This window comes from Anoxybacillus pushchinoensis (genome assembly GCF_900111795.1).
Lineage (GTDB): Bacteria > Bacillota > Bacilli > Bacillales > Anoxybacillaceae > Anoxybacillus > Anoxybacillus pushchinoensis.
On sequence record NZ_FOJQ01000022.1, the window covers coordinates 16,094 to 40,724 of the forward strand.

The window sequence follows — 24,631 nt, forward strand, 5'->3', positions numbered from 1 at the left end:
AATGGATGTAAATGTATTTAAACAAATGCTAGAGGAGAAAGGCATCTCGCTTTCTCCTCAACAACTCGCTCAATTCGAAACATATTATGAACTGCTTGTTGAATGGAATGAGAAAATGAACTTAACGGCCATTACAGACAAAGAGGGCGTATACTTAAAGCATTTTTTTGACTCGATTACACCTGCTTTTTATTACGATTTTTCACAGCCGTTATCGATTTGCGATGTCGGGGCGGGGGCAGGATTTCCGAGCATACCGTTAAAAATTTGTTTTCCTCACCTACATGTATCAATTGTTGATTCTTTACAAAAACGAATCACGTTTCTTAATCATTTAGCAGGGCAACTTGGACTTGAGGGAGTTGCTTTTTACCACGACCGAGCTGAAACGTTTGGACAAAAAAGTGTCCGCGAGTCGTTTGATGTTGTGATGGCTCGTGCTGTCGCGCGATTGTCTGTGTTAAGCGAGCTTTGCTTGCCGCTTGCAAAGGTAGGTGGGGTGTTTATTGCGATGAAAGGTGCATCAGCAAAAGAGGAGCTTGAACAAGGAAATACAGCGATTCGCGTGCTTGGTGGGGAAGTGGCGAAAGTGGAACAATTTGTATTACCGATTGAGGAAAGTGAACGAGCGATCATTTTTATTGAAAAAAGAAGAAAAACACCGAAGAAATATCCACGTAAACCAGGGGTACCGAACAAACTTCCAATTGAATGAATGTGTTGAGTTCTCAAAGGTGGTGTCAGGGGGAAATGAAGCATCCTTTTTCGCGCTTTTTTAGCTTTGGTGAGAAAGAGCAAGAGGAGATCGTCGTACCGAATGAAGAAATTAAGCGCATAGCTATTTCACAAATTGTTCCAAATCGGTTTCAGCCGCGGACTATTTTTGTTGAAGATAAAATTGACGAGCTTGCTCAAACCATTCGAACGCACGGGATGATCCAACCAATTGTCGTTCGGGAATGTGAAGATGGAAAGTTTGAAATTATTGCTGGCGAACGGAGATGGCGAGCCGCGCAAAAGCTCGGTTGGACCGACATACCTGCCATTATTAAAAACTTAAATGATACAGAAACGGCTTCTGTTGCCTTAATTGAAAACTTGCAACGGGAAGAGTTGACTCCAATTGAAGAAGCGATTGCTTATGCTCGTTTGCTTGAATTGCATAATTTAACACAGGAGGCGTTAGCCCAAAGGCTCGGAAAAGGACAATCGACCATTGCTAACAAGCTTCGCCTATTAAAACTACCTCAAGAAGTACAAGATGCATTGTTGCAACGTCAAATTACAGAGCGTCATGCTCGTGCGTTAATTGTGTTAAAAGATTACGATAAGCAGCTAAAGTTGCTTGAAGAAATTATTCAAAAGCAACTAAACGTCAAACAAACGGAAGATCGAGTGGCTAAAATGCTAGAAGAAAATGATAAACGCCCAAAATCAAAGCGAAAATCATTAAGTAAAGATATGCGCATTGCCGTCAATACGATTCGTCAGTCGTTAACGATGGTTGCTGATAGTGGAGTTGCCATCGATTCAGAAGAAGAGGAATTTGAAGACTATTATCAAATTACAATCCGCATTCCGAAAAAGCAAAAATAACACCTCATCAAAAACGACGATGAGGTTTTCTTTTTGTATATAAAAATATTGAAAAATTCGTGATACAATAAAGGTATTATAGGTAAAGGATGGGGAGCATTGTGGGGAAAATTATCGCTATTGCCAATCAAAAAGGCGGTGTCGGCAAAACGACAACAGCAGTAAACTTATCCGCTTGTTTAGCTCATATGGGGAAGAAAACGTTGCTTGTTGACATTGATCCGCAAGGAAATGCGACGAGTGGTATCGGTGTGGAAAAACATGAAATTGAACAATGTGCATATGACTTATTAGTTGAGGAAGTAGATGTACGTCAAGTGATTCGTCCGACAAATATCGAGCGTCTGCATATTATCCCTGCTACCATTCAACTCGCCGGTGCGGAGATTGAGCTCGTCCCGATCGTTTCAAGGGAAGTTCGTTTACAAAAGGCATTAAGTCCAGTCAAGGATATATATGATTTTATTATTATCGACTGCCCGCCTTCCCTAGGATTGTTAACGATCAATGCTTTAACTTCAGCTGATACGGTATTAATTCCCGTCCAGTGTGAATATTACGCATTGGAAGGGCTTAGTCAATTGTTAAATACGATTCGCCTTGTGCAAAAACATTTGAATTCGAATTTACGCATCGAAGGTGTGTTGCTTACCATGTTTGATGCCCGTACAAACCTAGGCATTCAAGTCATTCAAGAAGTGAAAAAGTATTTTCGTGAGAAAGTATATGAAACAATTATTCCGCGCAACGTTCGACTAAGTGAGGCACCAAGCCATGGAAAGCCAATTATTTTGTACGACGCAAAATCGCGAGGGGCAGAAGTGTATGCGGACTTTGCGAAAGAGGTGATTGCAAATGGCTAAAGGGCTCGGGAAAGGCATTCACGCTCTTTTTACTAACTTAGAAGCGGAAAAAGGGGAGACGGTGCAAGATATTGACATTCAACAGCTTCGTCCTAACCCATATCAGCCGCGTAAAACGTTCAATGAACAGGCGTTAGAAGAACTAAAACAGTCCATTGTGGAACATGGAATTGTTCAACCTCTCATCGTTCGCCAGACGATTAAAGGATATGAGATTGTTGTAGGTGAACGGCGATTTCGTGCGGCGCAATTGGCTGGGATGAAAACTGTTCCGGCAGTTGTGCGCGAGCTTTCGGATGAACAAATGATGGAGATTGCACTACTTGAGAACTTACAACGTGAAGATTTAAATCCAATTGAAGAAGCGACAGCATACCAATTATTAATTACACGATGCAAATTAACACAAGAAGAGCTCGCTAAACGTTTAGGGAAGAGTCGACCACATATTGCGAATCATCTGCGCCTTCTATCGCTTCCAAGTGACGTTCAGCAAATGATTGAAGAGGGCACGTTATCCATGGGACATGGTCGCGCATTATTGGCATTAAAAAACAAACAGAAGCTCTCAACTGTGATTCAACGTGTGATTCGTGAATCACTTAATGTTCGACAACTTGAGGCACTTATTCAACAGCTAAATGAAAATGTTCCACGTGAAACATTAGGGAAAAACGAGGAGAAAAGTGTATTTTTGGCACAAAGTGAAGCATTATTACGGGAACGTTTAGGAACAGCTGTATCCATTAAAAAAAATCGAAAAAAAGGGAAAATCGAAATCGAGTTTTTTTCTGAGGAAGATTTAACACGTATTTTACAATTGTTGAACGCATATGACGAATATATGGATGAATGAGGGATGTGAAACATTTTGGTTTTGCTCGGTACGCTTGTTAACGGAATATGTATTATCATCGGTGCACTATTAGGAGCTTCTTTTCGCAACATCCCTGAACGTGTAAAATCAACAGTGATGAACGGCATTGGCCTTTCGGTCGTCGTTCTCGGGGTGAAAATGGGATTAGAGAGCGATCAATTTTTAATTGTTATTATTAGTTTAGTTGTTGGCGGAGCGCTAGGAGAGATGTGGGATATTGAGGAGAAGCTTGAAAGGTTAGGAAAATGGGTAGAAAGGCGAATGTGATATGGGGCGGAAGGGATGATTTCAAGAGGGTTTGTTAGTGCAACCCTTCTGTTTGTTGTTGGCTCAATGGCCATTGTCGGTGCGTTACATAGCGGGTTAAGAGGGGATCATCTTGTACTATATACAAAATCAATTTTAGACGGCTTTGCAAGCATTATCTTAACCGCTACGTTTGGCATCGGCGTTCTTTTTTCGGCCATTCCTGTCGTCATTTATCAAGGCTCCATCGCTTTGATGGCTACACAAATTGATCGTTTTATTCCGGCAAGCGCTCTGGAAGCGTTCATTGCTGAATCAACCGCTACAGGCGGAATTTTAATTATTGCAATTGGATTAAATATGTTACGTCTGACATCTGTTCGCGTCGCAAACTTATTGCCAAGCATTTTAGTGAACGCGTTCATTGTCGCTTTCGTGTATACATTATTCTAACAGTTTGTATTTTAACTCATTTATTTGTAAAGAAGCTAATCGTTGTTGTTTTTTTCGCTGCATTCCAGCTTCGTAAATGCCTGTTGCAATAGTTTCTGCCATATTCATTACTAAGTGAAGTCGAGTATTTTGTAGTACGAGAAATTCCATAAACCCGCTCACATTGACAATCCCAGTAATATGGGCGTCACCGACGGAAGGGAGATTTTTATTGACAGCCGCCCCTGGTTTTAATGACCCTTTTTCAACTGTGACCATCCCGATATTTTTTACACGGCCAAGGCAAGCATCGACAGCGATGATAAATGAATGTTTATGTTGTTGTTGAATGTCTTTTATTTTTTCTTCTAGATTAACGGCATGGATCGGATCTTTTAACGTTCCGTACACATAAAACGGCAACGCTCCTTTTTGTTCCAGCATTGTACCGACAAGTGGTCCGAGCGAATCGCCAGTTGAACGATCTGTACCGATACACATGATGATAATTGGTGTATGTGTAGAAGCTGGTAGTAAGCGTAAAATGGATGATGAAAGTTGAACTGCCGCGTTTGGCTCATCGTAAAAAAATTTATTTTGCATATGTCCGTTCCCTCCTTCGATTCAATGACGTGGTAACAGTATACGGAAAAATGTGAATATATATACATTGAGTGTCGTAGAAAGTTCATGTGCTACAAATGTAAGCAAAATACTGTTACAATAACTTATGCGTGAGTAAAGAAGCTTGTATAGGTTATTTCGCTACGATGGAGGTGGACGAATGGAACAAATGAAAAAAATATATGATCGTGTTGTTGCACAAATATTAGAAGGTGACTGGCTCGTTACAGTCGGTGTCAATTTATTTAAAATTGTCACGATTGTTTTTTTTGCATCTATTTTGTTAAAAGTTATAAAATTAACGATTGCAAAGTTTTTTGCTGTCCGACAAAAAGCACCGATCCGCTTGTCTGAGCGAAGAGAAGCGACGTTAATGCGTTTGCTGAACAATATTGCTACGTATAGCATTTACTTTATTACGTTTATGATGGTTTTAGACGCTGTTGGCGTTAATATTCGTGCGATTTTAGCAGGTGCCGGGATCGTTGGGCTTGCTGTCGGATTTGGGGCGCAAAACCTTGTTCGCGATATTATTACCGGATTTTTTATTATTCTTGAAGATCAGTTTGCGGTTGGAGATTATGTGCGCATCGGGACATTTGAAGGACATGTAGAAGAAATCGGTTTGCGCACGACGAAGCTGAAAAGCTTTACGGGTGAAGTGCACATTTTGCCAAATGGAACGATTACACAAGTGACAAACTTTTCTTTAAACAATAGTATTGCTGTTGTTGATGTGAGCATTGCCTATGAAGGAGATTTAGAAAGGGCGGAAGCTGTTATTCGTGAAGTGCTAGAAGAAATGCCAAGCAAATATGAAGACATTGTGAGTACGCCAGAACTGTTAGGCATTCAAAACTTAGGACCGTCTGAAGTTGTCATGCGCATTACGTGTGAAACGAAGCCGATGCGCCATTGGCATATTGCCCGCGCCTTGCGAAAAGAAATTAAGCTTCGTTTGGACGAGTGTGGAATTGAATTTCCGTTTCCTCGCTTAGTTCTTTATAATCGCGAACAGCAGGCAGAGCGTGCTTAAACAACGGAAAGGAGTGTGCTATATTGAATAAAGAGTATGGCATGCACGATATTGTTGAAATGAAAAAGGCGCATCCTTGCGGTACAAATCGTTGGAAAATCATTCGAATGGGCATGGATATTCGCATCAAATGCGAAGGATGTGGTCATAGCGTTTTGTTACCGCGGAAAGAATTTGAGAAGAAAATGAAAAAAGTGCTTGTCAAACATGAGGAATAGATGAAGAGAGGAGCATAACGATGGGTTTAACAGCAGGAATTGTCGGTCTTCCGAACGTTGGAAAATCAACGTTGTTTAATGCGATTACAAAAGCAGGTGCGGAGTCTGCTAACTATCCGTTTTGTACGATCGAGCCAAACGTTGGGATTGTTGAAGTGCCGGATGAGCGTCTAAAAACATTGACGGAATTATTTAATCCAAAACGTACGGTTCCAACTGTATTTGAGTTTACAGATATCGCGGGAATCGTGAAAGGCGCAAGCAAAGGTGAGGGACTAGGGAATAAGTTTTTATCCCACATTCGTCAAGTGGATGCTATTTGCCAAGTTGTTCGTTGTTTCGCTGATGAAAATATTACTCACGTTGCTGGAAAAGTAGACCCGATTGCTGATATTGAAACAATTAATTTAGAGCTCGTTTTCGCTGATTTAGAAACAGTAGATAAGCGAATAGACCGTGTTGGAAAAATGGCGAAGCAAAAAGATAAGGAAGCGGTATTTGAATATGATATTTTAATGAAACTGAAAGAAACATTTGAAGCGGGGAAACCGGCGAGAACGCTCTCATTTACTGAGGAAGAAATGAAAGTCGTGAAGCAACTCCATTTACTAACAATTAAACCGATGTTGTACGTTGCTAACGTTGGGGAAGAAGATTTAGCTGATCCAAACAACAATGAATATGTCCAACAAGTAAAAGCATTTGCAAAAGAAGACAACGCAGAAGTCATTGTTGTGTGCGCAAAAGTCGAGGCAGAGATGGCAGAATTAGACGATGAGGAAAAAGAGATGTTTTTACAAGAGCTCGGCATCGAGCAATCCGGCTTAGACCAGCTTATTCGTGCCTCATATAGCTTGCTTGGACTAGCAACGTACTTTACAGCGGGCGAGCAAGAGGTGCGTGCATGGACGTTTCGTAAAGGAATGAAAGCACCACAATGTGCTGGAATTATTCATTCTGATTTCGAAAGAGGATTTATTCGAGCTGAAACGGTATCTTATGAAGATTTAGTTGCGGCAGGGTCTATGGCTGCAGCACGTGAAGCAGGAAAAGTACGGCTAGAAGGAAAAGATTACGAAGTGCAAGATGGGGACATTATTCATTTTCGTTTCAATGTCTAATGTTGCACATAAAAGACGTTCATGATATAATCAGCAAATGTGAGTAATGATATATTGCTCCTTGCTCTGTAGAGAGCCGTGTAGACCAAAAGGAGGTGACTGTGTCGTGATGAGAAAATACGAAATTATGTACATTATCCGTCCAAACATGGAAGAAGAAGCGAGAAAAGCAGTTGTTGAGCGTTTTAATAACGTGTTAACTGAAAATGGCGCAGAAATTACGAACGTGAAAGAATGGGGTAAGCGTCGTCTCGCTTATGAAATTGAAAAGTTCCGTGACGGTTACTACATGATTTTAAACGTTGTTGCGAAGCCAGCAGCGGTTCAAGAATTTGACCGTTTAGCGCGCATCAGCGAAGATATCATTCGTCATATCGTCGTGAAGGAAGAAGAATAATTTCCTCATGAATAGGAGTGGTTCTGATGATTAATCGCGTAATTCTCGTCGGAAGACTGACGAAAGATCCAGAATTACGCTATACTCCAAATGGAGTTGCTGTTGCCACGTTTACGCTAGCGGTGAATCGAACGTATACGAACCAACAAGGTGAACGTGAAGCCGATTTTATCAACTGTATCGTTTGGCGCCGACAAGCTGAAAATGTGGCGAACTATTTGAAAAAAGGTAGTTTAGCTGGCGTAGAGGGTCGAATTCAAACGAGATCATATGAAAACCAAGAAGGAAAGCGAGTATATGTGACAGAGGTTGTCGCCGATAGCGTGCAGTTTTTGGAGCCGCGAGGTGGCGGTGAACAGCGTGGCATGGCATCAGGCAGCTATGGCGAGCCGTTTCCATTTGGATCAAATCAGAACCCGAACCAAGGACGTAGCAGCGGATTTAGTCGTATTGATGATGATCCATTTGCGAACGATGGACGACCAATCGACATATCGGACGATGATTTGCCGTTTTAATATAAATCATTTTAGAAGGGAGGATATACGATGGCAGGACGTAAAGGTGGACGTACAAAACGTCGTAAAGTTTGCTACTTTACAGCAAACGGAATTACGCACATCGACTACAAAGATGTAGACACGTTAAAGAAATTCATTTCTGAGCGTGGTAAAATTTTACCTCGCCGCGTAACAGGTACGAGTGCGAAATATCAACGTAAATTAACAATTGCGATCAAGCGTGCTCGTCAAATGGCTTTATTACCATACGTTGCGGGCGAGTAAAAAAGAGAAAGCAGTAAGGGGGACGAAGCCTTACTGCTTTTTGCTTTCGAGGAGGGAAAAACAGTGAAAAACGCGCGCGTATTAACAGAGGGAGCGGTACAACTTGCTATTTTTACCGTGCTTCTTTTGCTTAGTTTATATATGCCAGTGTTTGGAATGGTCACTACGTTTTTTTTAGCTGTTCCATTTCTTTTGTTTACTATGCGTCATACATATAAAAATGGTTTATTTTTACTTGCTGCATCATTTATTCCATCCATTTGGTTCGGTTCACTATTTTCTGTACCGATGACGCTAATGTTTGCAACGAGTGGAGTGGTGATGGGGCACGTTTGGCGAAAAAAGGGTGGAACATATGCGGTTTTGCTCGCTGGAACGCTTTCTTTCTTACTTAGTATGATCATCATTTATGCCGCATCTGTTTTGTTCTTCGACATTCATATTGGCAAGCAAATTGAAGAGATGATGCAACAATCGTTTCAAAGTGCACAGGCGGTGTTAGAACAGTTTGGCCAACCAGTGAATGAGCAGTTTGAAAAAACGATGAAACAAACGATGGACGTTGTCCTCGATTTATTGCCGACTGCGTTTATCTTTGCTGCCGCATTTTTCGCTTGGATGACTCAACGAGCTGCTTTGCCAATTTTAAAGCGATTAAACGTACCCATCGGCGATTGGCAGCCGTTTCGTGAGCTCGTTTTACCAAAAAGCCTATTATGGTACTATTTAGCTGTGATGGTTTTGCTCTTTTTCCCAATTGAGCACGGATCGTTTCTTTATGTTGCGCTTCTCAACTTGTTTCAAATTTTGCAACTGCTTATGACAATTCAAGGATTTTCATTCATTTTTTATTGGATGCATCATAAAAAGATGGGGCGTAAAGGAGCTATTGTGATTGTCGTTTTATCTCTATTTTTCCCTTTTTTACTTCACCTCGTACGAATATTGGGTATAATTGATTTAGGATTTGATTTGCGAAAGAGGCTGAATGATTAATGAAACAAGGAGCTGACGTTCATGTTCAGTTTGTATGAAAAGCAGAGGCATCGCTATCCCTTGTACGTTTTAATTAGTATTACGCTCGTATTACTTATTATTGTCACATATTTCCAATGGATCATTGGGATAGTTGCTGCTGTGCTCCTTGGACCAACGTTATTTCATGTGTTCCGATCGTATAAAGTTGCCCAAGAAGAAATTGAAGATTACATTTCCACCCTTTCGTATCGTATTAAAAAGGTTGGAGAGGAAGCGTTAATGGGCATGCCGATTGGCATTATGCTTATTAACGAGGAATTAGAAATTGAATGGACAAACACGTTTTTATGCTCTTGTTTTGGAGTCGATACGTTAGTTGGGCAATCGTTATATGATGTCGCAGAACAGCTCGTCCCTCTTATGAAAAAAGAGGCAACGGAAGAAGCAATTACGTTACACGATCGAACGTTTAAAGTGATCATTCGCCCCGAAGAGCGCTTACTTTACTTTTTCGATATTACCGAGCAGGCTCAATTGGAGAGAAGATATGAACAAGAAAAGATTGTACTAGGTGTCATCTTTCTTGATAATTATGACGATGTGACGCAAGGAATGGACGATCAAACGAAAAGTCAGCTGAATAGTCAAGTGATGTCAATTTTAAATAGGTGGGCAAGTGAATACGGCTTATTTTTAAAACGCACGTCATCTGATCGTTTTGTCGCCGTGTTAAATGAACATATTTTACAACAGCTTGAGAAAAACAAATTTTCTATTTTGGATGAGGTGCGTGAACAAACAGCTAAAAATCATGTACCACTCACGTTAAGTATCGGGATTGGAACAAATTCGCCGTCCTTGCCAGAGCTAGGCGCATTGGCACAATCTAGTTTAGATTTAGCGCTTGGGCGTGGCGGTGATCAAGTAGCTATTAAACAACCGAACGGAAAAGTGAAATTTTATGGCGGGAAAACGAGTCCAATGGAAAAACGTACGAGAGTTCGGGCGCGCGTCATTTCACACGCGTTAAAAGAGCTTATTTTAGAAAGCGAACAAGTATTTATTATGGGACATAAGTATCCTGACATGGATGCGATTGGAGCTGCGATGGGCATTTTAAAAGTCGCTCAAATGAACGAAAAAGAAGGGTTTATTATTATTGATACGAACCGAATTGATTCCGGTGTACAAAGACTGCTTGATGAGGTGAAAGAGCAATCGGAGCTTTGGTCGCGCTTTATTTCTCCTGAACAAGCATTAGACTTGGCGACAGACGATACGCTACTCGTTGTCGTTGATACACATAAACCTTCACTTGTTATTGAAGAGCGGCTATTGCTTCGTTTAGATCGGGTTGTCGTTATTGATCATCACCGTCGTGGTGAGGAGTTCATTAAAGATCCAATACTCGTTTACATGGAACCATATGCTTCATCAACGTCAGAGTTAGTAACGGAATTGTTAGAATATCAACCAAAACGTTCGAAGCTGTCGATGCTTGAAGCAACCGCTTTATTAGCAGGTATTGTTGTCGATACGAAAAGTTTTACGTTGCGCACAGGATCGCGAACGTTCGATGCCGCTTCATATTTGCGGGCTCAAGGGGCTGATACGACGCTCGTTCAAAAGTTGTTAAAAGAAAATATTGAGCATTACATGAAGCGCGCTAAAATTATTGGGAACGCTGTCATTGATGAGTATGGTTTTGCTATTGCGAAAGGAAACGCCAATGAAGCATATGATCCTGTTTTAATTGCTCAAGCGGCAGACACGCTATTATCTTTACACGGTGTTGTCGCTTCGTTTGTCATTTCAAAACGAAACGATCAAACTATAGGGATTAGTGCGCGTTCATTGGGAGATGTGAATGTTCAAATCATTATGGAGAAGCTTGATGGCGGAGGCCACTTAACGAACGCTGCAACTCAGCTTACTAACGTAACGATTGATGAAGCTGAGAAGCGATTGAGAGCAGCGATTCAAGAATATATTGAAGGGGGTAAACAATCATGAAAGTGATCTTTTTAAAAGATGTGAAAGGAAAAGGAAAAAAAGGTGAAGTTAAAAATGTTGCTGACGGTTACGCACAAAACTTTTTATTTAAGCAAGGGCTTGCTATCGAAGCAACACCAGCTAATTTAAAAGCGTTAGAAGCTCAAAAAAATAAACAAAAGAAAGAAGCAGAAGAAGAACTAGCTCGCGCTAAACAACTAAAGGAAAAAATGGATACGTTAACAGTTGAATTGTTTGCGAAAGCTGGTGAGGGTGGACGATTATTCGGTTCAATTACAAGTAAACAAATTGCTGAGGCTCTTCAGCAACAACATCATATTAAAATCGATAAGCGCAAAATTGAACTTGACGATGCGATTCGGGCGCTTGGATATACAAATGTACCAGTGAAACTTCATCCGGAAGTAACTGCAACATTAAAAGTGCATGTGCAAGAACAAAAGTGATGAAATGTGATTTTATGCCGGATTTTTTCCGTGCATATAATCACATTTTTCTTATGAGAAAGGATGGTGAGTAACATGGACGACGTATTTGCTGATCGACTTCCCCCACAAAACATTGAAGCTGAACAAGCTGTACTCGGGGCGATTTTATTAGAGCCATCCGCGCTCACAAGCGCTTCAGAAATATTAATCCCCGAAGATTTTTATCGGGCGGCTCATCAAAAAATTTTCCGGACGATGTTGCAATTATCCGATCGCGGTGAGCCGGTTGATTTAGTGACAGTCACATCAGAGCTAGCAGATGCAAATGCGCTTGAGGAAGTAGGCGGTGTTTCATATTTAACAGAGCTTGCGAATGCTGTTCCAACAGCGGCAAACGTGCAATATTATGCGAAAATTGTTGAAGAGAAATCTATTTTGCGCCGTTTAATTCGCACGGCTACATCGATTGCCCAAGACGGCTATACGCGTGAAGATGAAGTAGAGGATGTATTAAATGAGGCTGAACGAAAAATTTTAGAGGTCTCCCAACGAAAAAATACGACGGGATTTCAAAACATAAAAGATGTACTTGTTCAAGCATATGATAACATTGAAATGCTCCATAACCGAAAAGGCGAAATTACCGGTATTCCAACCGGCTTTATTGAGCTTGATCGTATGACAGCAGGATTTCAACGGAGCGACTTTATTATTGTCGCTGCTCGCCCGTCTGTCGGAAAAACGGCATTTGCATTAAATATTGCCCAAAATGTAGCGACGCGTACAGGGGAAAACGTGGCCATTTTCAGCTTGGAAATGGGGGCTCAACAACTCGTTATGCGTATGCTTTGTGCGGAGGGCAACATTAACGCCCAAAATTTACGGACGGGCAAATTGACACCGGAAGATTGGGGAAAGTTGACGATGGCAATGGGAAGCCTTTCGAATGCAGGTATTTTTATTGATGACACCCCGAACATTCGCGTCAGTGAAATTCGCGCCAAATGCCGTCGTTTAAAGCAAGAGCAGGGGCTTGGTATGGTACTCATCGACTATTTGCAACTTATTCAAGGAAGTGGACGAAATCGTGAAAATCGCCAACAGGAAGTATCGGAAATTTCCCGCTCGCTAAAAGCGCTAGCACGTGAATTAGACGTTCCTGTCATTGCTTTATCTCAGCTTTCTCGTAGTGTAGAGCAGCGTCAAGATAAGCGACCGATGATGTCGGATTTGCGTGAATCGGGAAGTATTGAACAAGATGCTGATATTGTCGCCTTTTTATACCGCGATGATTATTACGACAAAGAATCGGAGAATAAAAATATTATCGAAATTATTATCGCAAAACAACGGAACGGCCCTGTTGGCACGGTGCAGCTTGCTTTTGTGAAAGAATACAACAAGTTTGTCAACTTAGAGCGCCGCTTCGATGATACAAATGTTCCACCTGTTGCTTAATTTATACGAATAAAAAATGTTTATATTGATATAAATGTTCGGTTTTTTATTGATTTTTGGCAGTTGATTTGGTACACTTACTTTGTTTGGAATTGATGAAGCGGAGGTGCTCGCTATGTCTTCAGTTGTTGTTGTCGGAACACAATGGGGCGATGAGGGAAAAGGAAAAATTACGGATTTTTTGTCACAACATGCGGAAGTTATTGCACGATATCAAGGTGGAAATAACGCCGGACATACAATTGTATTTAACGGTGAAAAGTATAAATTACATTTAATTCCTTCAGGTATTTTTTATAAAGATAAAATTTGCGTCATTGGAAACGGAATGGTTGTTGACCCGAAAGCTCTCGTGCAAGAATTAGCTTATTTACATGAGCGCGGAGTGAGTACGGAAAATTTACGCATTAGCAATCGTGCACACGTCATTTTGCCTTATCATTTGAAACTTGATGAAGTGGAAGAAGAACGAAAAGGGGCTAACAAAATTGGAACGACGAAAAAAGGAATTGGCCCGGCTTACATGGATAAGGCAGCACGTGTTGGCATTCGCATTGCAGATTTACTTGATCGTGAAGTATTTGCGGAAAAATTAGCACGCAATTTAGCAGAGAAAAATATTCTTTTTGAAAAAGTATACGGTGTCGAAGGATTTAAATTAGAGCATATTCTCGATGAGTACTATGAGTATGGACAACAAATCGCAAAATATGTTTGCGATACATCTGTCGTATTAAACGATGCACTTGATGAAGGGCGCCGTGTTCTATTTGAAGGTGCACAAGGGGTTATGCTCGATATTGACCAAGGAACATATCCGTTTGTTACGTCATCAAACCCGGTTGCTGGTGGAGTGACAATTGGCGCTGGTGTTGGTCCGACAAAAATAAAACACGTTGTTGGTGTCGCGAAAGCATATACAACCCGTGTAGGTGATGGTCCATTTCCAACGGAGTTGAACAATGAAATTGGTGATCGCATTCGTGAAGTAGGTCGTGAGTATGGGACAACGACAGGGCGCCCGCGCCGCGTCGGTTGGTTCGATAGCGTTGTTGTTCGGCATGCGCGTCGAGTAAGTGGTATTACAGATTTATCATTAAATTCGATCGACGTATTAACAGGTATTGAAACATTGAAAATTTGCGTTGCTTATCGCTACAAAGGGCAGATCATCGAAGAGTTTCCGGCCAGCTTAAAAGTATTAGCAGAATGTGAACCTGTGTACGAAGAACTGCCAGGATGGACAGAGGATATTACTGGCGTCGAAAGCTTAGATGAACTACCAGCTAACGCGCGCCATTATGTTGAGCGCATCTCGCAATTAACGGGCATTCCGCTCTCCATTTTCTCTGTCGGCCCGGATCGTTCTCAAACGAATGTTGTTCGCAATGTGTATGCATAACTACAAAAAACGTCGATGGACAATTCATCGACGTTTTTTATTAAAAACTATTGCTTTATGGCTATTTTTATAATAGAATAATTTATGTCTTTTGAGATGCGGTTCCGTGGTGTAGGGGTTAACATGCCTGCCTGTCACGCAGGAGATCGCGGGTTCGAATCCCGTCGGAACCGCCATTTTTTATTTTCATAGGCGTACCGCTCGACTAGCATCTTGAGTAAACAAACGGAGAGCGGGACGAAGGACGTGTTGTTTCAAACTCATTAATAAAGGTAAGTGAATTACTTAAACGGCTCGGTAGCTCAGTCGGTAGAGCAAAGGACTGAAAATCCTTGTGTCGGCGGTTCGATTCCGTCCCGAGCCACTTGGAAGCATAGATACATATATGTGTCTATGCTTTTTTATTTTATAATGATGACATGATACACTATAAGTAAATATTCCTTTTTGGGGAGTGAATACAGATGGAAAAAAAAATTTTAGTTGTGGACGATGAAAAACCAATTGCTGATATTTTGCAATTTAATTTAAAAAAAGAAGGATATGACGTACATTGTGCATACGATGGTGTCGAAGCGTTGCAAAAAGTAGAAGATGTACAACCAGACTTAATTTTATTGGATATTATGCTACCACAAAAAGATGGAATGGAAGTATGTAGGGAAATTCGAAAAAAATACGATATGCCCATTATTATGTTGACAGCAAAAGATTCTGAAATCGATAAAGTGCTCGGGTTGGAGCTTGGTGCTGATGATTATGTAACGAAGCCATTCAGCACACGTGAGCTATTGGCGCGCGTGAAGGCGAATTTACGACGTCATCAACAAAAACAAGAACAAGATCCAAAAGAAATGAGCGAAATCAAAATTGGTTCGCTTACCATTCATCCGGACGCCTATACTGTATCCAAACGGGGAGAACAAATTGAATTAACTCATCGCGAATTTGAACTGCTCCATTATTTGGCGAAACATATCGGTCAAGTCATGACGAGAGAACATTTATTGCAAACAGTATGGGGGTACGATTATTTTGGTGATGTGCGCACCGTTGATGTAACTGTCAGACGTTTGCGTGAAAAAATTGAAGACAACCCTTCGCATCCAACGTGGATTGTTACAAGACGCGGGGTAGGGTATTATTTACGAAATCCGGAACAGGAGTAACAGCATGAAAAAAGTAAGTATATTTCAATCGATTCACGTCAAATTTGCCCTAATTTATATTTTGCTTATTTTAATTGCTATGCAAATTATTGGGGCTTATTTTGTTCGCCAACTGGAAGCTCAGCTTGTTGAAAACTTCAAAAACTCATTAAATGAACGGGTTATTTTACTTGCCTATAACATTGAACAAGAAATGAATAAAGAACGAGATAAAAAAAGTCCTACACTCGAAGAGGAAATTCGTTCGATTTTACAAGATTTCGTCTCACAAGATATTTCTGAAGTACGGGTCATTGATAATAAAAGTAAAGTATTAGGTACATCGAATCCATATAATCAAAATATCGTTGGAAAACGAACAACAGATTTGCTTATTAAACGAACGATAGTGGCAGGGGAAATGGCGGAAAAAATGCTTGTTGATCCGAAAACAGGACATCGGATGTACATTTCCTCTACACCTATTAAAGTGAAAAACGAAATTAAAGGCGCAATTTATGTCATCGCCTCGATGGAAAATGTTTTCGCACAAATGAGGCAAATTAACAACATTTTAGCGACAGGAACAGGGATTGCTTTAGTCATTACGGCATTGCTGGGCATTTTGCTAGCGCAGACAATTACACGTCCTATTTCAGATATGCATAAACAGGCGTTAGCGATGGCGAAAGGTAACTTTTCACGAAAAGTAAAAGTGTACGGATATGATGAAATTGGACAGCTTGCTCTCAGTTTTAATAACTTAACGAAAAAGTTACAAGAAGCGCAAGCAACAACAGAAGGCGAACGACGTAAATTAGAGTCAGTTTTGACGCATATGACGGACGGTGTCATTGCGACTGATCGGAAAGGGAGAATTATTTTAATTAACGATGCAGCGCTAAACATTTTGAATGTTTCACGTGAAACAGTCATTTCTGCTCCGATTGTGACGGTATTAGGTTTGGATGAACAATATACGTTTGAAACGTTGATTGAAGAACGGGAAACGTTAATTTTAGACTTTAGCACAGAAGAAGAAATGTATATTTTGCGAGCTTCTTTGTCTGTCATTCAAAAAGAAAAAGGGTTTGTAAATGGACTCATTGTTGTGCTACATGATATTACGGAGCACGAAAAAATTGATCGCGACCGTAGGGAATTTGTTGCAAATGTTTCGCATGAATTGCGCACGCCATTAACAACGATGCGCAGTTATTTAGAGGCGCTTGCTGATGGAGCTTGGCGCGATGAAGAAATTGCTCCACGATTTATTGAAGTTGCTCAAAACGAGACAGAACGAATGATTCGCCTTGTGAATGACTTATTGCAACTTTCTAAGCTCGACAGCAAAGACTATAAATTGAAAAAAACACGTGTTGATTTTATTCCTTACTTTCATAAGGTGATTGATCGGTTTGAATTAACGAAAAAAGAGAACGTTTCGTTTGTTCGAGACTTTCCAAATGAGAAAATAATTGTGTATATGGATGAAGATAAAATTACCCAAGTGCTTGACAATATTATTTCGAATGCACTCAAATACTCGCCTCAAGGTGGAACAATTACGTTTCGCGTTGAAAAACTAGAAGGCATCATTCAAGTGAGCGTGAAAGATGAAGGAGTAGGTATTCCGAAAGCAGACTTATCAAAAATTTTCGAGCGCTTTTATCGTGTTGATAAGGCACGTTCACGTAAACTCGGTGGAACAGGATTAGGTCTGGCTATCGCAAAAGAGGTTGTCTTGGCACACGGTGGGCGTATTTGGGCAGAAAGTCGAGAACGAAAAGGGACAACCATTTACTTTACTTTGCCGATTGAACAACAGAAAAAAGGATGAAAACGATGAAATACGAAACGATCAAGTCAATTGTATTGACGATTCTTGTATGTACGAGCGTTTTTTTTACTTGGAGTTTATGGACGTATCAACCGAAATACGACTTCATTGAAAACGCAAAATACATTCAAAACGTCCCTGTCAGTAACGTAGCTGTTGATTATGGAACAGTTATTCAGCCTCGTTATATTTTCATTCATAAAAATGGGAACCATTACGGGATTACCCATCACCCAGATATTTATAAGTTTATGAAAGAGTTGAAAACATGGACATTTGACCATTTTGAGGATATATCCGGGACTATAAAAAAAGAAAAGTTCCTTTCTTTTGTACATGGAAAAGGACAAATAGAGATTATTTACCCCGATGATATCCCAATTGAAATGTATCGAACTATTTTTCAGATAGAAGATCGGGATATTGAAAAAGTTCGCTTCGACCGTATCATCATCCCGATTGATGAGAGTAAGCAGGAGATCAATGTTTATTTTATATGTGCAAATGAAAGACGAGTATACAAAGCAGTCGCCCAAAGCGCATCAATTGAACATATAAAGCAAACATATTACACACAAGCAGAGCGCTATACATCGTTTTTGTCGTATGACATTAACGAAACGAAATTTTTATTTTTACCTGCTCGTCCGCTCGTGTTAAACCGATTGCAGTATTATATGGATGAATTAAGTACAGAGCGCTTTAAAGATGCATTATTTACAGATCCGAGCTTTGTCAAAAAAGATGTGTTAGCTTTTGGTGAGGAATATACAGATGGTTCTCGTTTAATGGATGTTGATCTATCAAAAAAACTATTGTTGTATGTCAATCCAGCTGCTCGTGGCGAGATAAAGACATCAGACCCAAATGTTTTACAAAAGAGTATTGATTTTGTGAACGATCACGGTGGTTGGACAGATACGTACTATTTTGATCGGTTAGATGAAAACGACAGAAAAGTAACGTTTCGTTTGTTCGCGAACGGTTATCCTGTATTTAATCGTTATGGAATGGCAGAAATCATTCAAATATGGGGGGAAAATGAGATCATTAGTTATCAGCGGCCTCTGTTTACATTAGCCATTCCTGATCGCGTTAGTTTGCCCATTACTCTTCCGTCTGGCTATGAAGTTATCGATCAGCTGAAGAAGCAAAAAAATATTCAGCATGAACTCATCGATGATATTGTCATCGGCTACGAACTCATTCGTGATACAGAACGGGAAAATATCGTTATGTTAGAGCCAGCTTGGTACTGTTTATATAATGGCACGTGGAGAAAAGTTGTAATGACGACAGATGAACGAAGAGGGGATATCATTGGATTGGAGTAAAACGAAAACTATTTTTATTATTACATTCCTCATTCTCGATATATTTTTAGGTTATCAATTTATTCAGAAAAAAAATAGCAGCCAGCTCGATGTCATTTTAGAAGCGACGATTGAGGAGCAACTTGAAGCGGATGGCATTACATATGTCGATTTACCAAAAGAAATAACAAAGGCGACATATGTGAGCGGAAAAAGTAAAACATTTACGGAAGAAGAGGTAAGGAAATTACCTAATCAACAAGTTGAGGCAGCAAATGAAACGTTGCTACAAGCCCATTTTATTAAACCCATTCCCCTACAAGACCCGAAAGATGGCTATCGGTTAACGGAATTTTTAAAGCAAAATATAATTGCTGGCGATCAATATACGTTTTGGAAGTACGATGAAGATTTACAAGCACTTATCTATTTTCAACAATATGAGGGGAAGACGATTTATAAAAATGTAAGTAGCATGCTAATTATTTACGTGAACGACAAAAATGAAATGGTCGGTTATGAACAAACATTGCTCATCGACTTAGAAAAGGATGAGAAAAAGCAAGAGATTTTACCGGCCATTAAAGCGTTAGAGACGCTGTACAAACGCAACTACTTAAAGCCTGGAGATCGAGTGACGAAAATCGACCTTGGCTACTATGCGCTCGTTCAATTTACTGCTTCACAAGTATTAACGCCGACGTGGCATGTTGTTGTGAACGGAAAAACAGACTATTATGTAAATGCATTTGAAGGACAAGTCATTAGTGACGAAAATAAAGTGTTGGAGTGAATGAAATGAGGTTTAGCGTTCTAGCAAGTGGCAGTACTGGAAACGCTTTTTACGTGGAGACGGAGCGCGAGCGATTGCTCGTTGATGCAGGATTAAGCGGCAAACAGTTAGAACAATTGTTTGCTCATATTCATCGCAATATTCAAGATGTAACCGGTGTTTTAGTGACACATGAACATAGCGATCATATTAAAGGACTAGGAGTCATTGCTCGCAAATATCGCCTCCCGATTTACGCGAATGAAAAAACGTGGGAAGCAATGGACGGATTGGTTGGCGACATTCCTGTCGAACAAAAATTTATTTTTCCTACTGGTACAGTTCGTACGTTTGGTGATATGGATGTGGAGTCGTTTGGCGTGTCGCACGATGCGGCCGAGCCGATGTTTTACGTGTTTCATTATGGCGGAAAGAAACTAGTGTTGATTACAGATACAGGATATGTGAGCGATCGGATGAAAGGTGTCATTCGCCATGCCGATGTATTTGTGTTTGAAAGTAATCACGACGTGGATATGTTACGGATGGGGAAATATCCGTGGCATATTAAACGTCGCATTTTAAGCGATGTAGGACACGTTTCAAATGAAGATGCTGGCTTTGCCTTAGCGGATGTCATTGGTGATCAAACAAAGCGCATTTATTTGGCTCACTTAAGCCAAGATAACAATATGAAAGAATTAGCGCGCATGACAGTTGCTCAGACGCTTGAAAGAAAAGGGGTGATCGTGGGAGAATCATTTCAACTTTATGATACGGATCCGGCTCGTCCAACGGAGCTTATTTCTGTATAAAATTCACCGTTTTTTCACCAATATATTGTATGTATATCATTAGATTAGATAGTTAGGAAAAAAGAGTATTATAATGAAAAAGGGAGCAACATGTTATAAAGAAAGGACGGGTGAAAGATGGGTTATTATGATGATCATTATGAACATATTCGTCAAAAACAAAAAGGAAATCGTGGAGGCGCTTTTTTAGCAGGGATAGTCGGGGCCATTTTAGGCGGTATGCTTGTCGTTGTCGCTATCCCTTCACTAGTGAAATGGGATGTCTTGCCTTATGAGCTCGAACAAACGGAAGAAAAACAAGTGAATGTAACAGAGCAACCAAAAGTAGATAAAAGTGTAGCTGTCGATGTTGTGACTCAAGTAACAAAAGCGGTGAATAAAGTATCGGATGCTGTTGTTGGCATTGTCAATATTCAAGAGGCGAGCTTTTGGTCGGAAGGTGGAGAAGCGGGAACTGGTTCGGGAGTCATTTATAAAAAAGAAGGAAACAAAGCATATATTGTTACCAACCATCACGTCGTTGAAGGAGCAAGTCGTGTGGAAGTGAGCTTAAGCGACGGAACAAAAGTGCCAGCACGTTTGCTTGGCAGCGATGTATGGACGGATTTAGCTGTATTGGAGATTGATGCAAAACACGTAACCAGCATAGCTGAATTTGGTAATTCAGATGTCGTGAAGGTTGGTGAGCCAGTTATTGCGGTTGGAAACCCACTTGGTTTACAATTTGCGGGTTCTGTGACGCAAGGAATTATTTCTGGGGTAAATCGTACGATTCCGATCGACATTGATCGCGACGGTATTCCAGATTGGCATGCCGAAGTACTACAAACAGATGCTGCGATTAACCCGGGTAACAGCGGAGGGGCGCTTGTTAACATTGAAGGTCAAGTGATCGGAATTAACTCCATGAAAATTGCCCAAGAAGCGGTTGAAGGGATCGGATTATCGATTCCAATCAATTACGCCAAGCCAGTTATCGCTGACTTAGAAAAATTCGGACAAGTTCGTCGTCCGTACATGGGAGTGGAACTTCGCTCATTAAGTGACATCCCGGCATACCATTGGCAACAGACGCTTCACTTGCCAGCTAACGTGAAAGAAGGCGTCGCTATTTTGCAAGTTGTACCAGGATCACCAGCAGCGCAAGCTGGATTGCGTGAATTCGATGTGATCGTGGAGTTAGATGACGAAAAGATTGATGATGTTATTGCTTTAAGAAAACATTTATACAATCGCAAGCAAATCGGCGATACGATGAAAGTCACATTTTATCGCGACGGTAAAAAACAAACGGTCACGCTAAAACTAGCAAAACAATCGTTATAAAGAAACGGCAGGGAGATCCCTGTCGTTTCACTCTTCAATAAGGAGGGGTGAATGTGTGGAAATGTTGTGCACAGCATGTTGAGCTTGCGATTGATATGTATGTGGATGAAAAACAACGAGCACCAGAAATATTAACAATTTCTGTGGATAAAAAAGAGGAAATATGTGACTTTTGTGAACAAAAAGCAATATATGTAGTAGGGAACTAATGTTTTTACACAATATGTGGATTATGTTTGTGGATATGTGGATAAGTATTGTGGATATCATGTTTGTAAAGTGGGGATCACTTGTGAATATATACATCATTGCTGTGGGTAAGTTGAAAGAAAAATATTTAAAGCAAGGGATAGAAGAGTATGTGAAGCGACTATCATCGTACGCGAAAATAGACATCATTGAAGTAGCTGACGAGAAAGCGCCGGAACAGCTGAGTGAGCAACAAATGCAGCTCGTGAAAAGAAAGGAAGGTGAGCGCATTTTAACAAAAATAACAGAAGACATGTATGTGATTGCCTTAGCGATTGAAGGAAAAATGATGTCTTCGGAACAATTTGCCCAAACGCTCGATCGATTGGCGACATACGGAAACAGTAAAATTGCCTTTGTAATCGGCGGTTCGCTCGGCTTAGGCGATGACGTCATGAAACGGGCAAACGAATCGCTTTCATTTTCCAAAATGACGTTCCCACATCAGCTTATGCGCCTCATTTTAACGGAGCAAATTTATCGCGCCTTCCGCATTAATCGCGGAGAACCGTATCACAAATAGTGGTAAAGCAGAAAGTTGAAATGCTAATAAGTGAAAACGTATTGAGGAAATTAAGTTAAATAAAATTCTTGACAATAAGTTGTAATTATTATAACCTATAAGAGCAATTATTTTTTGTATGAAAAATGATTAACATTTCTTATTTGTGTGCATATATAATAATGGGACGTAAGAGCCCGATTAATTTATGGACGTAGGAGCCATGTGAAAGAAGTACCTTCTAAAGGTACTTCTTTCTCTATTTATTATAATTAAAAATGTATTATAATGAAAAACGCTTTTTTAAGCCGTAATGTACAGAAAACCATTGTGAAAAGTTAGGGTCATTACTTGCATCTTCTCTATAACCCCAAGAATAGCGGTACGTTGTTTTTTCTCCATTTCTTTTGTATACCCAAGAGTTACCTATAACCCCCAATTTATACAAATGGCGCAATGTTTCATTTAAATTATTAATTTTAGGATAATGTTCTCCGTTTTGTTTGAAATATTCTTCAATTTGTTGAAGTGTAAAGTTAAGTTTCTTAATATCATTTATTAATCTTAGCCCATCTAAAATCATTTCTTTGTTTTCACTAATACTAATTTCGTTTTCTAATTCATTGTAAAACCAATTAGAATATTCTTGAGCACATTCCTTAAAATATTTTGGTTTAAAAGAGGTTGCTTCTGGATAATTGTCAATTATTAAATTTAAATATCTTATGATATCTCTTGGTCTACCAAAACTATAATCTAGCAAGTAATCAATAACTTCTTTATTGTTTATTTTTTTAGGGAACAATAATTTATATAAAGTATCTTTATCCATTGAAGAATAATTTTCAACAGATTTTTGTATTTTGTTAAGAATCATTTCCATTAAAGGGTGATCCGAAGGCGATTTATAATTTTTAACAATCCAATATAAGTTTACACGGCTCTCTGTGATTAGTTTGTTTGAATTGCTGGAGTACTGATGAATTTGATCAATTATATCACTTCTAAGTAATACAATTATTTTTGTGCTAGATTTTTGTATGTCTTTAAACAATAAGTTCAATTGTTTTATTGTTTCAAGCATTGATATTAATACTCGGTAGTAAAAACGATGCTCATTGATTCTTTCTTCTAATTCATCTAAATCATCATAAATTAAAATCACTTCTTTTTTACTTTTTAGGCAACTTAATACCAATCTTTCTAGTCGAGGTAATAACTCAAAGTACTCTTTATGAATATAATTTGTATTTGTTTGAGTATTATCTTCTTTCATTACAGAGAAATTTGGAGATAATTTACTTTTTGATTTAACACCTGCGTTTGCACTACTTTTACTAGATATACTCTTGTTAAAATCTTTTATTTTAAAAATATCTTCAGGGTATCGATTTTTAATAAATTTCATTAGTTTTCTTTCAGGTGTAAAAGGAATTTTCTTTTTCCATGTATCTTCATCTAGTAATACATTACTGATTTGTAATAAAAATGTCCATTTCCAAAAAATTGAAAGTTCCTCTTCCTGTAATTCACGGAATTGCATATCTATTAACTTCTGTAATTTAAAATCATTTTTTGTGAATATCTTACAATAGTGATTCTTCTTTTCAGTAATCTTTTTATAAATATATTTTGCTAAAATGGTTTTTCCAGTGCCTTTTCGCCCAGATATTATAAATTTTTCCGGTTGCATAATATTATCAAATTTGCTGTTTTTTGTATAAAATAGTTGCTCAAAATCTTCACGTTGAGACTCTGTTTCACCATCTATATTTCCTATGAACAATTTTTTTAAAGGGACTTTACTTACCAACAAATATACCTCCCAAAAAAATATCGACTGGAATATTATAACATGATGATTAAGTACCTGAATCCGTGACAAAACATCTTTACAATGGTCGCAAACCGTTGATACGATAAGGGAAAACGACGTTGACGATTCTTCATCAAGTAGGTGAATGTGATGAAAGATTTCCCGATTCGGTTTGTATTGACAGATGAAGCGATTACTCCAAGTGCTGGGCTTGCTCTCGTGGGCTACTTACTCCATCGAACGAAACTGGATAAACGGGTAAACGCACTTCGGCTTCCAACGGTTCGTCGAGAAGTGCACATTTCCCATAGCGATGTCATTCGCTCGATGATTGGCTTGCTTGCCACAGGAAAAACGGATTTTGATCATATCGAAG

At 39.6% G+C, this 24,631-nt stretch carries 25 protein-coding genes, 2 tRNA genes and 2 pseudogenes; 27 read left to right on the forward strand and 2 right to left on the reverse strand.

What is annotated here, in order from left to right:
- Position 1: 1 nt before the first annotated feature.
- From rsmG to BM213_RS07785, 5 genes and pseudogenes are all read left to right on the forward strand, one after another.
- Positions 2-715, forward strand: a complete 714-nt coding sequence (gene rsmG / locus BM213_RS07765) for a 16S rRNA (guanine(527)-N(7))-methyltransferase RsmG (protein ID WP_003397583.1) — start codon at positions 2-4, stop codon at positions 713-715.
- A gap of 35 nt (positions 716-750) precedes the next feature.
- Complete coding sequence (gene noc / locus BM213_RS07770; protein ID WP_091702677.1) at positions 751-1,596, forward strand: nucleoid occlusion protein; 846 nt, start codon at positions 751-753, stop codon at positions 1,594-1,596.
- Between the two features lie 101 nt (positions 1,597-1,697).
- Entirely contained in the window at positions 1,698-2,459 is a 762-nt protein-coding gene (locus BM213_RS07775) for a ParA family protein (protein WP_091702680.1), read from the forward strand.
- Positions 2,452-3,315, forward strand: coding sequence for a ParB/RepB/Spo0J family partition protein (locus BM213_RS07780; RefSeq protein ID WP_091702683.1), 864 nt, complete (start codon positions 2,452-2,454; stop codon positions 3,313-3,315). The genes BM213_RS07775 and BM213_RS07780 overlap by 8 nt, the downstream gene beginning before the upstream one ends.
- A gap of 15 nt (positions 3,316-3,330) precedes the next feature.
- A pseudogene (locus tag BM213_RS07785) lies at positions 3,331-4,035 on the forward strand (DUF554 domain-containing protein).
- Here the strand turns inward: BM213_RS07785 and yyaC are convergent.
- A complete protein-coding gene (gene yyaC, locus BM213_RS07790; protein WP_091702685.1) occupies positions 4,027-4,617 on the reverse strand; it encodes a spore protease YyaC in 591 nt (196 codons plus the stop codon). The pseudogene BM213_RS07785 and the gene yyaC sit on opposite strands and share 9 nt — an antisense overlap.
- Positions 4,618-4,798: 181 nt before the next feature.
- Here yyaC and BM213_RS07795 point away from each other — a divergent pair, with 181 nt between their 5' ends.
- From BM213_RS07795 to rlmH, 21 genes are all read left to right on the forward strand, one after another.
- Complete coding sequence (locus BM213_RS07795) at positions 4,799-5,674, forward strand: mechanosensitive ion channel family protein (protein ID WP_091702688.1); 876 nt, start codon at positions 4,799-4,801, stop codon at positions 5,672-5,674.
- A gap of 41 nt (positions 5,675-5,715) precedes the next feature.
- A complete protein-coding gene (locus BM213_RS07800) occupies positions 5,716-5,892 on the forward strand; it encodes a DUF951 domain-containing protein (RefSeq protein ID WP_198525516.1) in 177 nt (58 codons plus the stop codon).
- A gap of 20 nt (positions 5,893-5,912) precedes the next feature.
- The gene (ychF, locus tag BM213_RS07805; RefSeq protein ID WP_091702690.1) at positions 5,913-7,013 is read left to right on the forward strand and encodes a redox-regulated ATPase YchF; all 1,101 of its coding nucleotides are present in this window, start codon (positions 5,913-5,915) and stop codon (positions 7,011-7,013) included.
- Between the two features lie 109 nt (positions 7,014-7,122).
- Positions 7,123-7,410, forward strand: coding sequence for a 30S ribosomal protein S6 (gene rpsF / locus BM213_RS07810; RefSeq protein WP_009361077.1), 288 nt, complete (start codon positions 7,123-7,125; stop codon positions 7,408-7,410).
- A 26-nt stretch (positions 7,411-7,436) separates the two neighbouring features.
- Positions 7,437-7,928, forward strand: a complete 492-nt coding sequence (gene ssb, locus BM213_RS07815; RefSeq protein ID WP_091702693.1) for a single-stranded DNA-binding protein — start codon at positions 7,437-7,439, stop codon at positions 7,926-7,928.
- 30 nt (positions 7,929-7,958) lie between these two features.
- On the forward strand, positions 7,959-8,195 hold the full coding sequence (gene rpsR, locus BM213_RS07820) for a 30S ribosomal protein S18 (RefSeq protein WP_003397568.1): 237 nt from the start codon (positions 7,959-7,961) through the stop codon (positions 8,193-8,195).
- Between the two features lie 63 nt (positions 8,196-8,258).
- Entirely contained in the window at positions 8,259-9,191 is a 933-nt protein-coding gene (locus BM213_RS07825) for a YybS family protein (protein ID WP_091702695.1), read from the forward strand.
- Between the two features lie 21 nt (positions 9,192-9,212).
- Positions 9,213-11,186, forward strand: coding sequence for a DHH family phosphoesterase (locus BM213_RS07830; protein WP_091702698.1), 1,974 nt, complete (start codon positions 9,213-9,215; stop codon positions 11,184-11,186).
- On the forward strand, positions 11,183-11,632 hold the full coding sequence (gene rplI / locus BM213_RS07835; protein ID WP_003397565.1) for a 50S ribosomal protein L9: 450 nt from the start codon (positions 11,183-11,185) through the stop codon (positions 11,630-11,632). Before BM213_RS07830 ends, rplI begins: the two co-directional genes overlap by 4 nt.
- 75 nt (positions 11,633-11,707) lie before the next feature.
- Entirely contained in the window at positions 11,708-13,072 is a 1,365-nt protein-coding gene (gene dnaB, locus BM213_RS07840) for a replicative DNA helicase (RefSeq protein ID WP_091702701.1), read from the forward strand.
- Positions 13,073-13,187: 115 nt separating this feature from the next.
- Complete coding sequence (locus tag BM213_RS07845) at positions 13,188-14,474, forward strand: adenylosuccinate synthase (protein WP_091702703.1); 1,287 nt, start codon at positions 13,188-13,190, stop codon at positions 14,472-14,474.
- A 100-nt stretch (positions 14,475-14,574) separates the two neighbouring features.
- Positions 14,575-14,650, forward strand: a tRNA-Asp gene (locus BM213_RS07850).
- A 115-nt stretch (positions 14,651-14,765) separates the two neighbouring features.
- Positions 14,766-14,838, forward strand: a tRNA-Phe gene (locus BM213_RS07855).
- A 100-nt stretch (positions 14,839-14,938) separates the two neighbouring features.
- Positions 14,939-15,643: a response regulator YycF gene (gene yycF / locus BM213_RS07860; RefSeq protein ID WP_091702706.1), complete on the forward strand. Its 705-nt coding sequence runs from the start codon at positions 14,939-14,941 to the stop codon at positions 15,641-15,643.
- Positions 15,644-15,647: 4 nt separating this feature from the next.
- Complete coding sequence (walK, locus tag BM213_RS07865) at positions 15,648-17,462, forward strand: cell wall metabolism sensor histidine kinase WalK (protein WP_091702710.1); 1,815 nt, start codon at positions 15,648-15,650, stop codon at positions 17,460-17,462.
- A 5-nt stretch (positions 17,463-17,467) separates the two neighbouring features.
- A complete protein-coding gene (locus BM213_RS07870; protein WP_091702712.1) occupies positions 17,468-18,796 on the forward strand; it encodes a YycH family regulatory protein in 1,329 nt (442 codons plus the stop codon).
- A complete protein-coding gene (locus tag BM213_RS07875; protein ID WP_091702715.1) occupies positions 18,783-19,568 on the forward strand; it encodes a two-component system regulatory protein YycI in 786 nt (261 codons plus the stop codon). The genes BM213_RS07870 and BM213_RS07875 overlap by 14 nt, the downstream gene beginning before the upstream one ends.
- Positions 19,569-19,573: 5 nt before the next feature.
- Positions 19,574-20,362 carry an MBL fold metallo-hydrolase gene (locus tag BM213_RS07880; RefSeq protein ID WP_091702718.1) on the forward strand — a complete coding sequence of 263 codons (789 nt, stop codon included), beginning with the start codon at positions 19,574-19,576 and terminating at the stop codon, positions 20,360-20,362.
- A 117-nt stretch (positions 20,363-20,479) separates the two neighbouring features.
- Positions 20,480-21,688: a S1C family serine protease gene (locus BM213_RS07885; protein WP_091702720.1), complete on the forward strand. Its 1,209-nt coding sequence runs from the start codon at positions 20,480-20,482 to the stop codon at positions 21,686-21,688.
- Positions 21,689-21,741: 53 nt separating this feature from the next.
- A complete protein-coding gene (locus BM213_RS07890) occupies positions 21,742-21,897 on the forward strand; it encodes a CxxH/CxxC protein (protein ID WP_003397553.1) in 156 nt (51 codons plus the stop codon).
- Positions 21,898-21,980: 83 nt separating this feature from the next.
- Positions 21,981-22,460, forward strand: a complete 480-nt coding sequence (gene rlmH / locus BM213_RS07895; RefSeq protein ID WP_208601887.1) for a 23S rRNA (pseudouridine(1915)-N(3))-methyltransferase RlmH — start codon at positions 21,981-21,983, stop codon at positions 22,458-22,460.
- 262 nt (positions 22,461-22,722) lie between these two features.
- On the opposite strand, the gene BM213_RS07900 is transcribed toward rlmH, so the two are convergent.
- Positions 22,723-24,252 (reverse strand): P-loop ATPase, Sll1717 family, encoded by a 1,530-nt coding sequence (locus tag BM213_RS07900; RefSeq protein ID WP_039938459.1) that lies wholly within the window; start codon positions 24,250-24,252, stop codon positions 22,723-22,725.
- Positions 24,253-24,405: 153 nt separating this feature from the next.
- On the opposite strand from BM213_RS07900, the pseudogene BM213_RS07905 reads away from it, so the two are divergent.
- Positions 24,406-24,631, forward strand: a pseudogene (locus BM213_RS07905) (IS1380 family transposase); the annotation flags it as partial.

Coding starts and splice junctions, on each gene's coding strand:
- rsmG (WP_003397583.1), top strand. CDS start 2: ATGGATGTAAATGTATTTAAACAAATGCTAGAGGAGAAAGGCATCTCG.
- noc (WP_091702677.1), top strand. CDS start 751: ATGAAGCATCCTTTTTCGCGCTTTTTTAGCTTTGGTGAGAAAGAGCAA.
- BM213_RS07780 (WP_091702683.1), top strand. CDS start 2,452: ATGGCTAAAGGGCTCGGGAAAGGCATTCACGCTCTTTTTACTAACTTA.
- yyaC (WP_091702685.1), bottom strand. CDS start 4,617: ATGCAAAATAAATTTTTTTACGATGAGCCAAACGCGGCAGTTCAACTT.
- BM213_RS07795 (WP_091702688.1), top strand. CDS start 4,799: ATGGAACAAATGAAAAAAATATATGATCGTGTTGTTGCACAAATATTA.
- BM213_RS07800 (WP_198525516.1), top strand. CDS start 5,716: ATGCACGATATTGTTGAAATGAAAAAGGCGCATCCTTGCGGTACAAAT.
- ychF (WP_091702690.1), top strand. CDS start 5,913: ATGGGTTTAACAGCAGGAATTGTCGGTCTTCCGAACGTTGGAAAATCA.
- rpsF (WP_009361077.1), top strand. CDS start 7,123: ATGAGAAAATACGAAATTATGTACATTATCCGTCCAAACATGGAAGAA.
- ssb (WP_091702693.1), top strand. CDS start 7,437: ATGATTAATCGCGTAATTCTCGTCGGAAGACTGACGAAAGATCCAGAA.
- rpsR (WP_003397568.1), top strand. CDS start 7,959: ATGGCAGGACGTAAAGGTGGACGTACAAAACGTCGTAAAGTTTGCTAC.
- BM213_RS07830 (WP_091702698.1), top strand. CDS start 9,213: ATGTTCAGTTTGTATGAAAAGCAGAGGCATCGCTATCCCTTGTACGTT.
- rplI (WP_003397565.1), top strand. CDS start 11,183: ATGAAAGTGATCTTTTTAAAAGATGTGAAAGGAAAAGGAAAAAAAGGT.
- dnaB (WP_091702701.1), top strand. CDS start 11,708: ATGGACGACGTATTTGCTGATCGACTTCCCCCACAAAACATTGAAGCT.
- BM213_RS07845 (WP_091702703.1), top strand. CDS start 13,188: ATGTCTTCAGTTGTTGTTGTCGGAACACAATGGGGCGATGAGGGAAAA.
- yycF (WP_091702706.1), top strand. CDS start 14,939: ATGGAAAAAAAAATTTTAGTTGTGGACGATGAAAAACCAATTGCTGAT.
- walK (WP_091702710.1), top strand. CDS start 15,648: ATGAAAAAAGTAAGTATATTTCAATCGATTCACGTCAAATTTGCCCTA.
- BM213_RS07870 (WP_091702712.1), top strand. CDS start 17,468: ATGAAATACGAAACGATCAAGTCAATTGTATTGACGATTCTTGTATGT.
- BM213_RS07880 (WP_091702718.1), top strand. CDS start 19,574: ATGAGGTTTAGCGTTCTAGCAAGTGGCAGTACTGGAAACGCTTTTTAC.
- BM213_RS07885 (WP_091702720.1), top strand. CDS start 20,480: ATGGGTTATTATGATGATCATTATGAACATATTCGTCAAAAACAAAAA.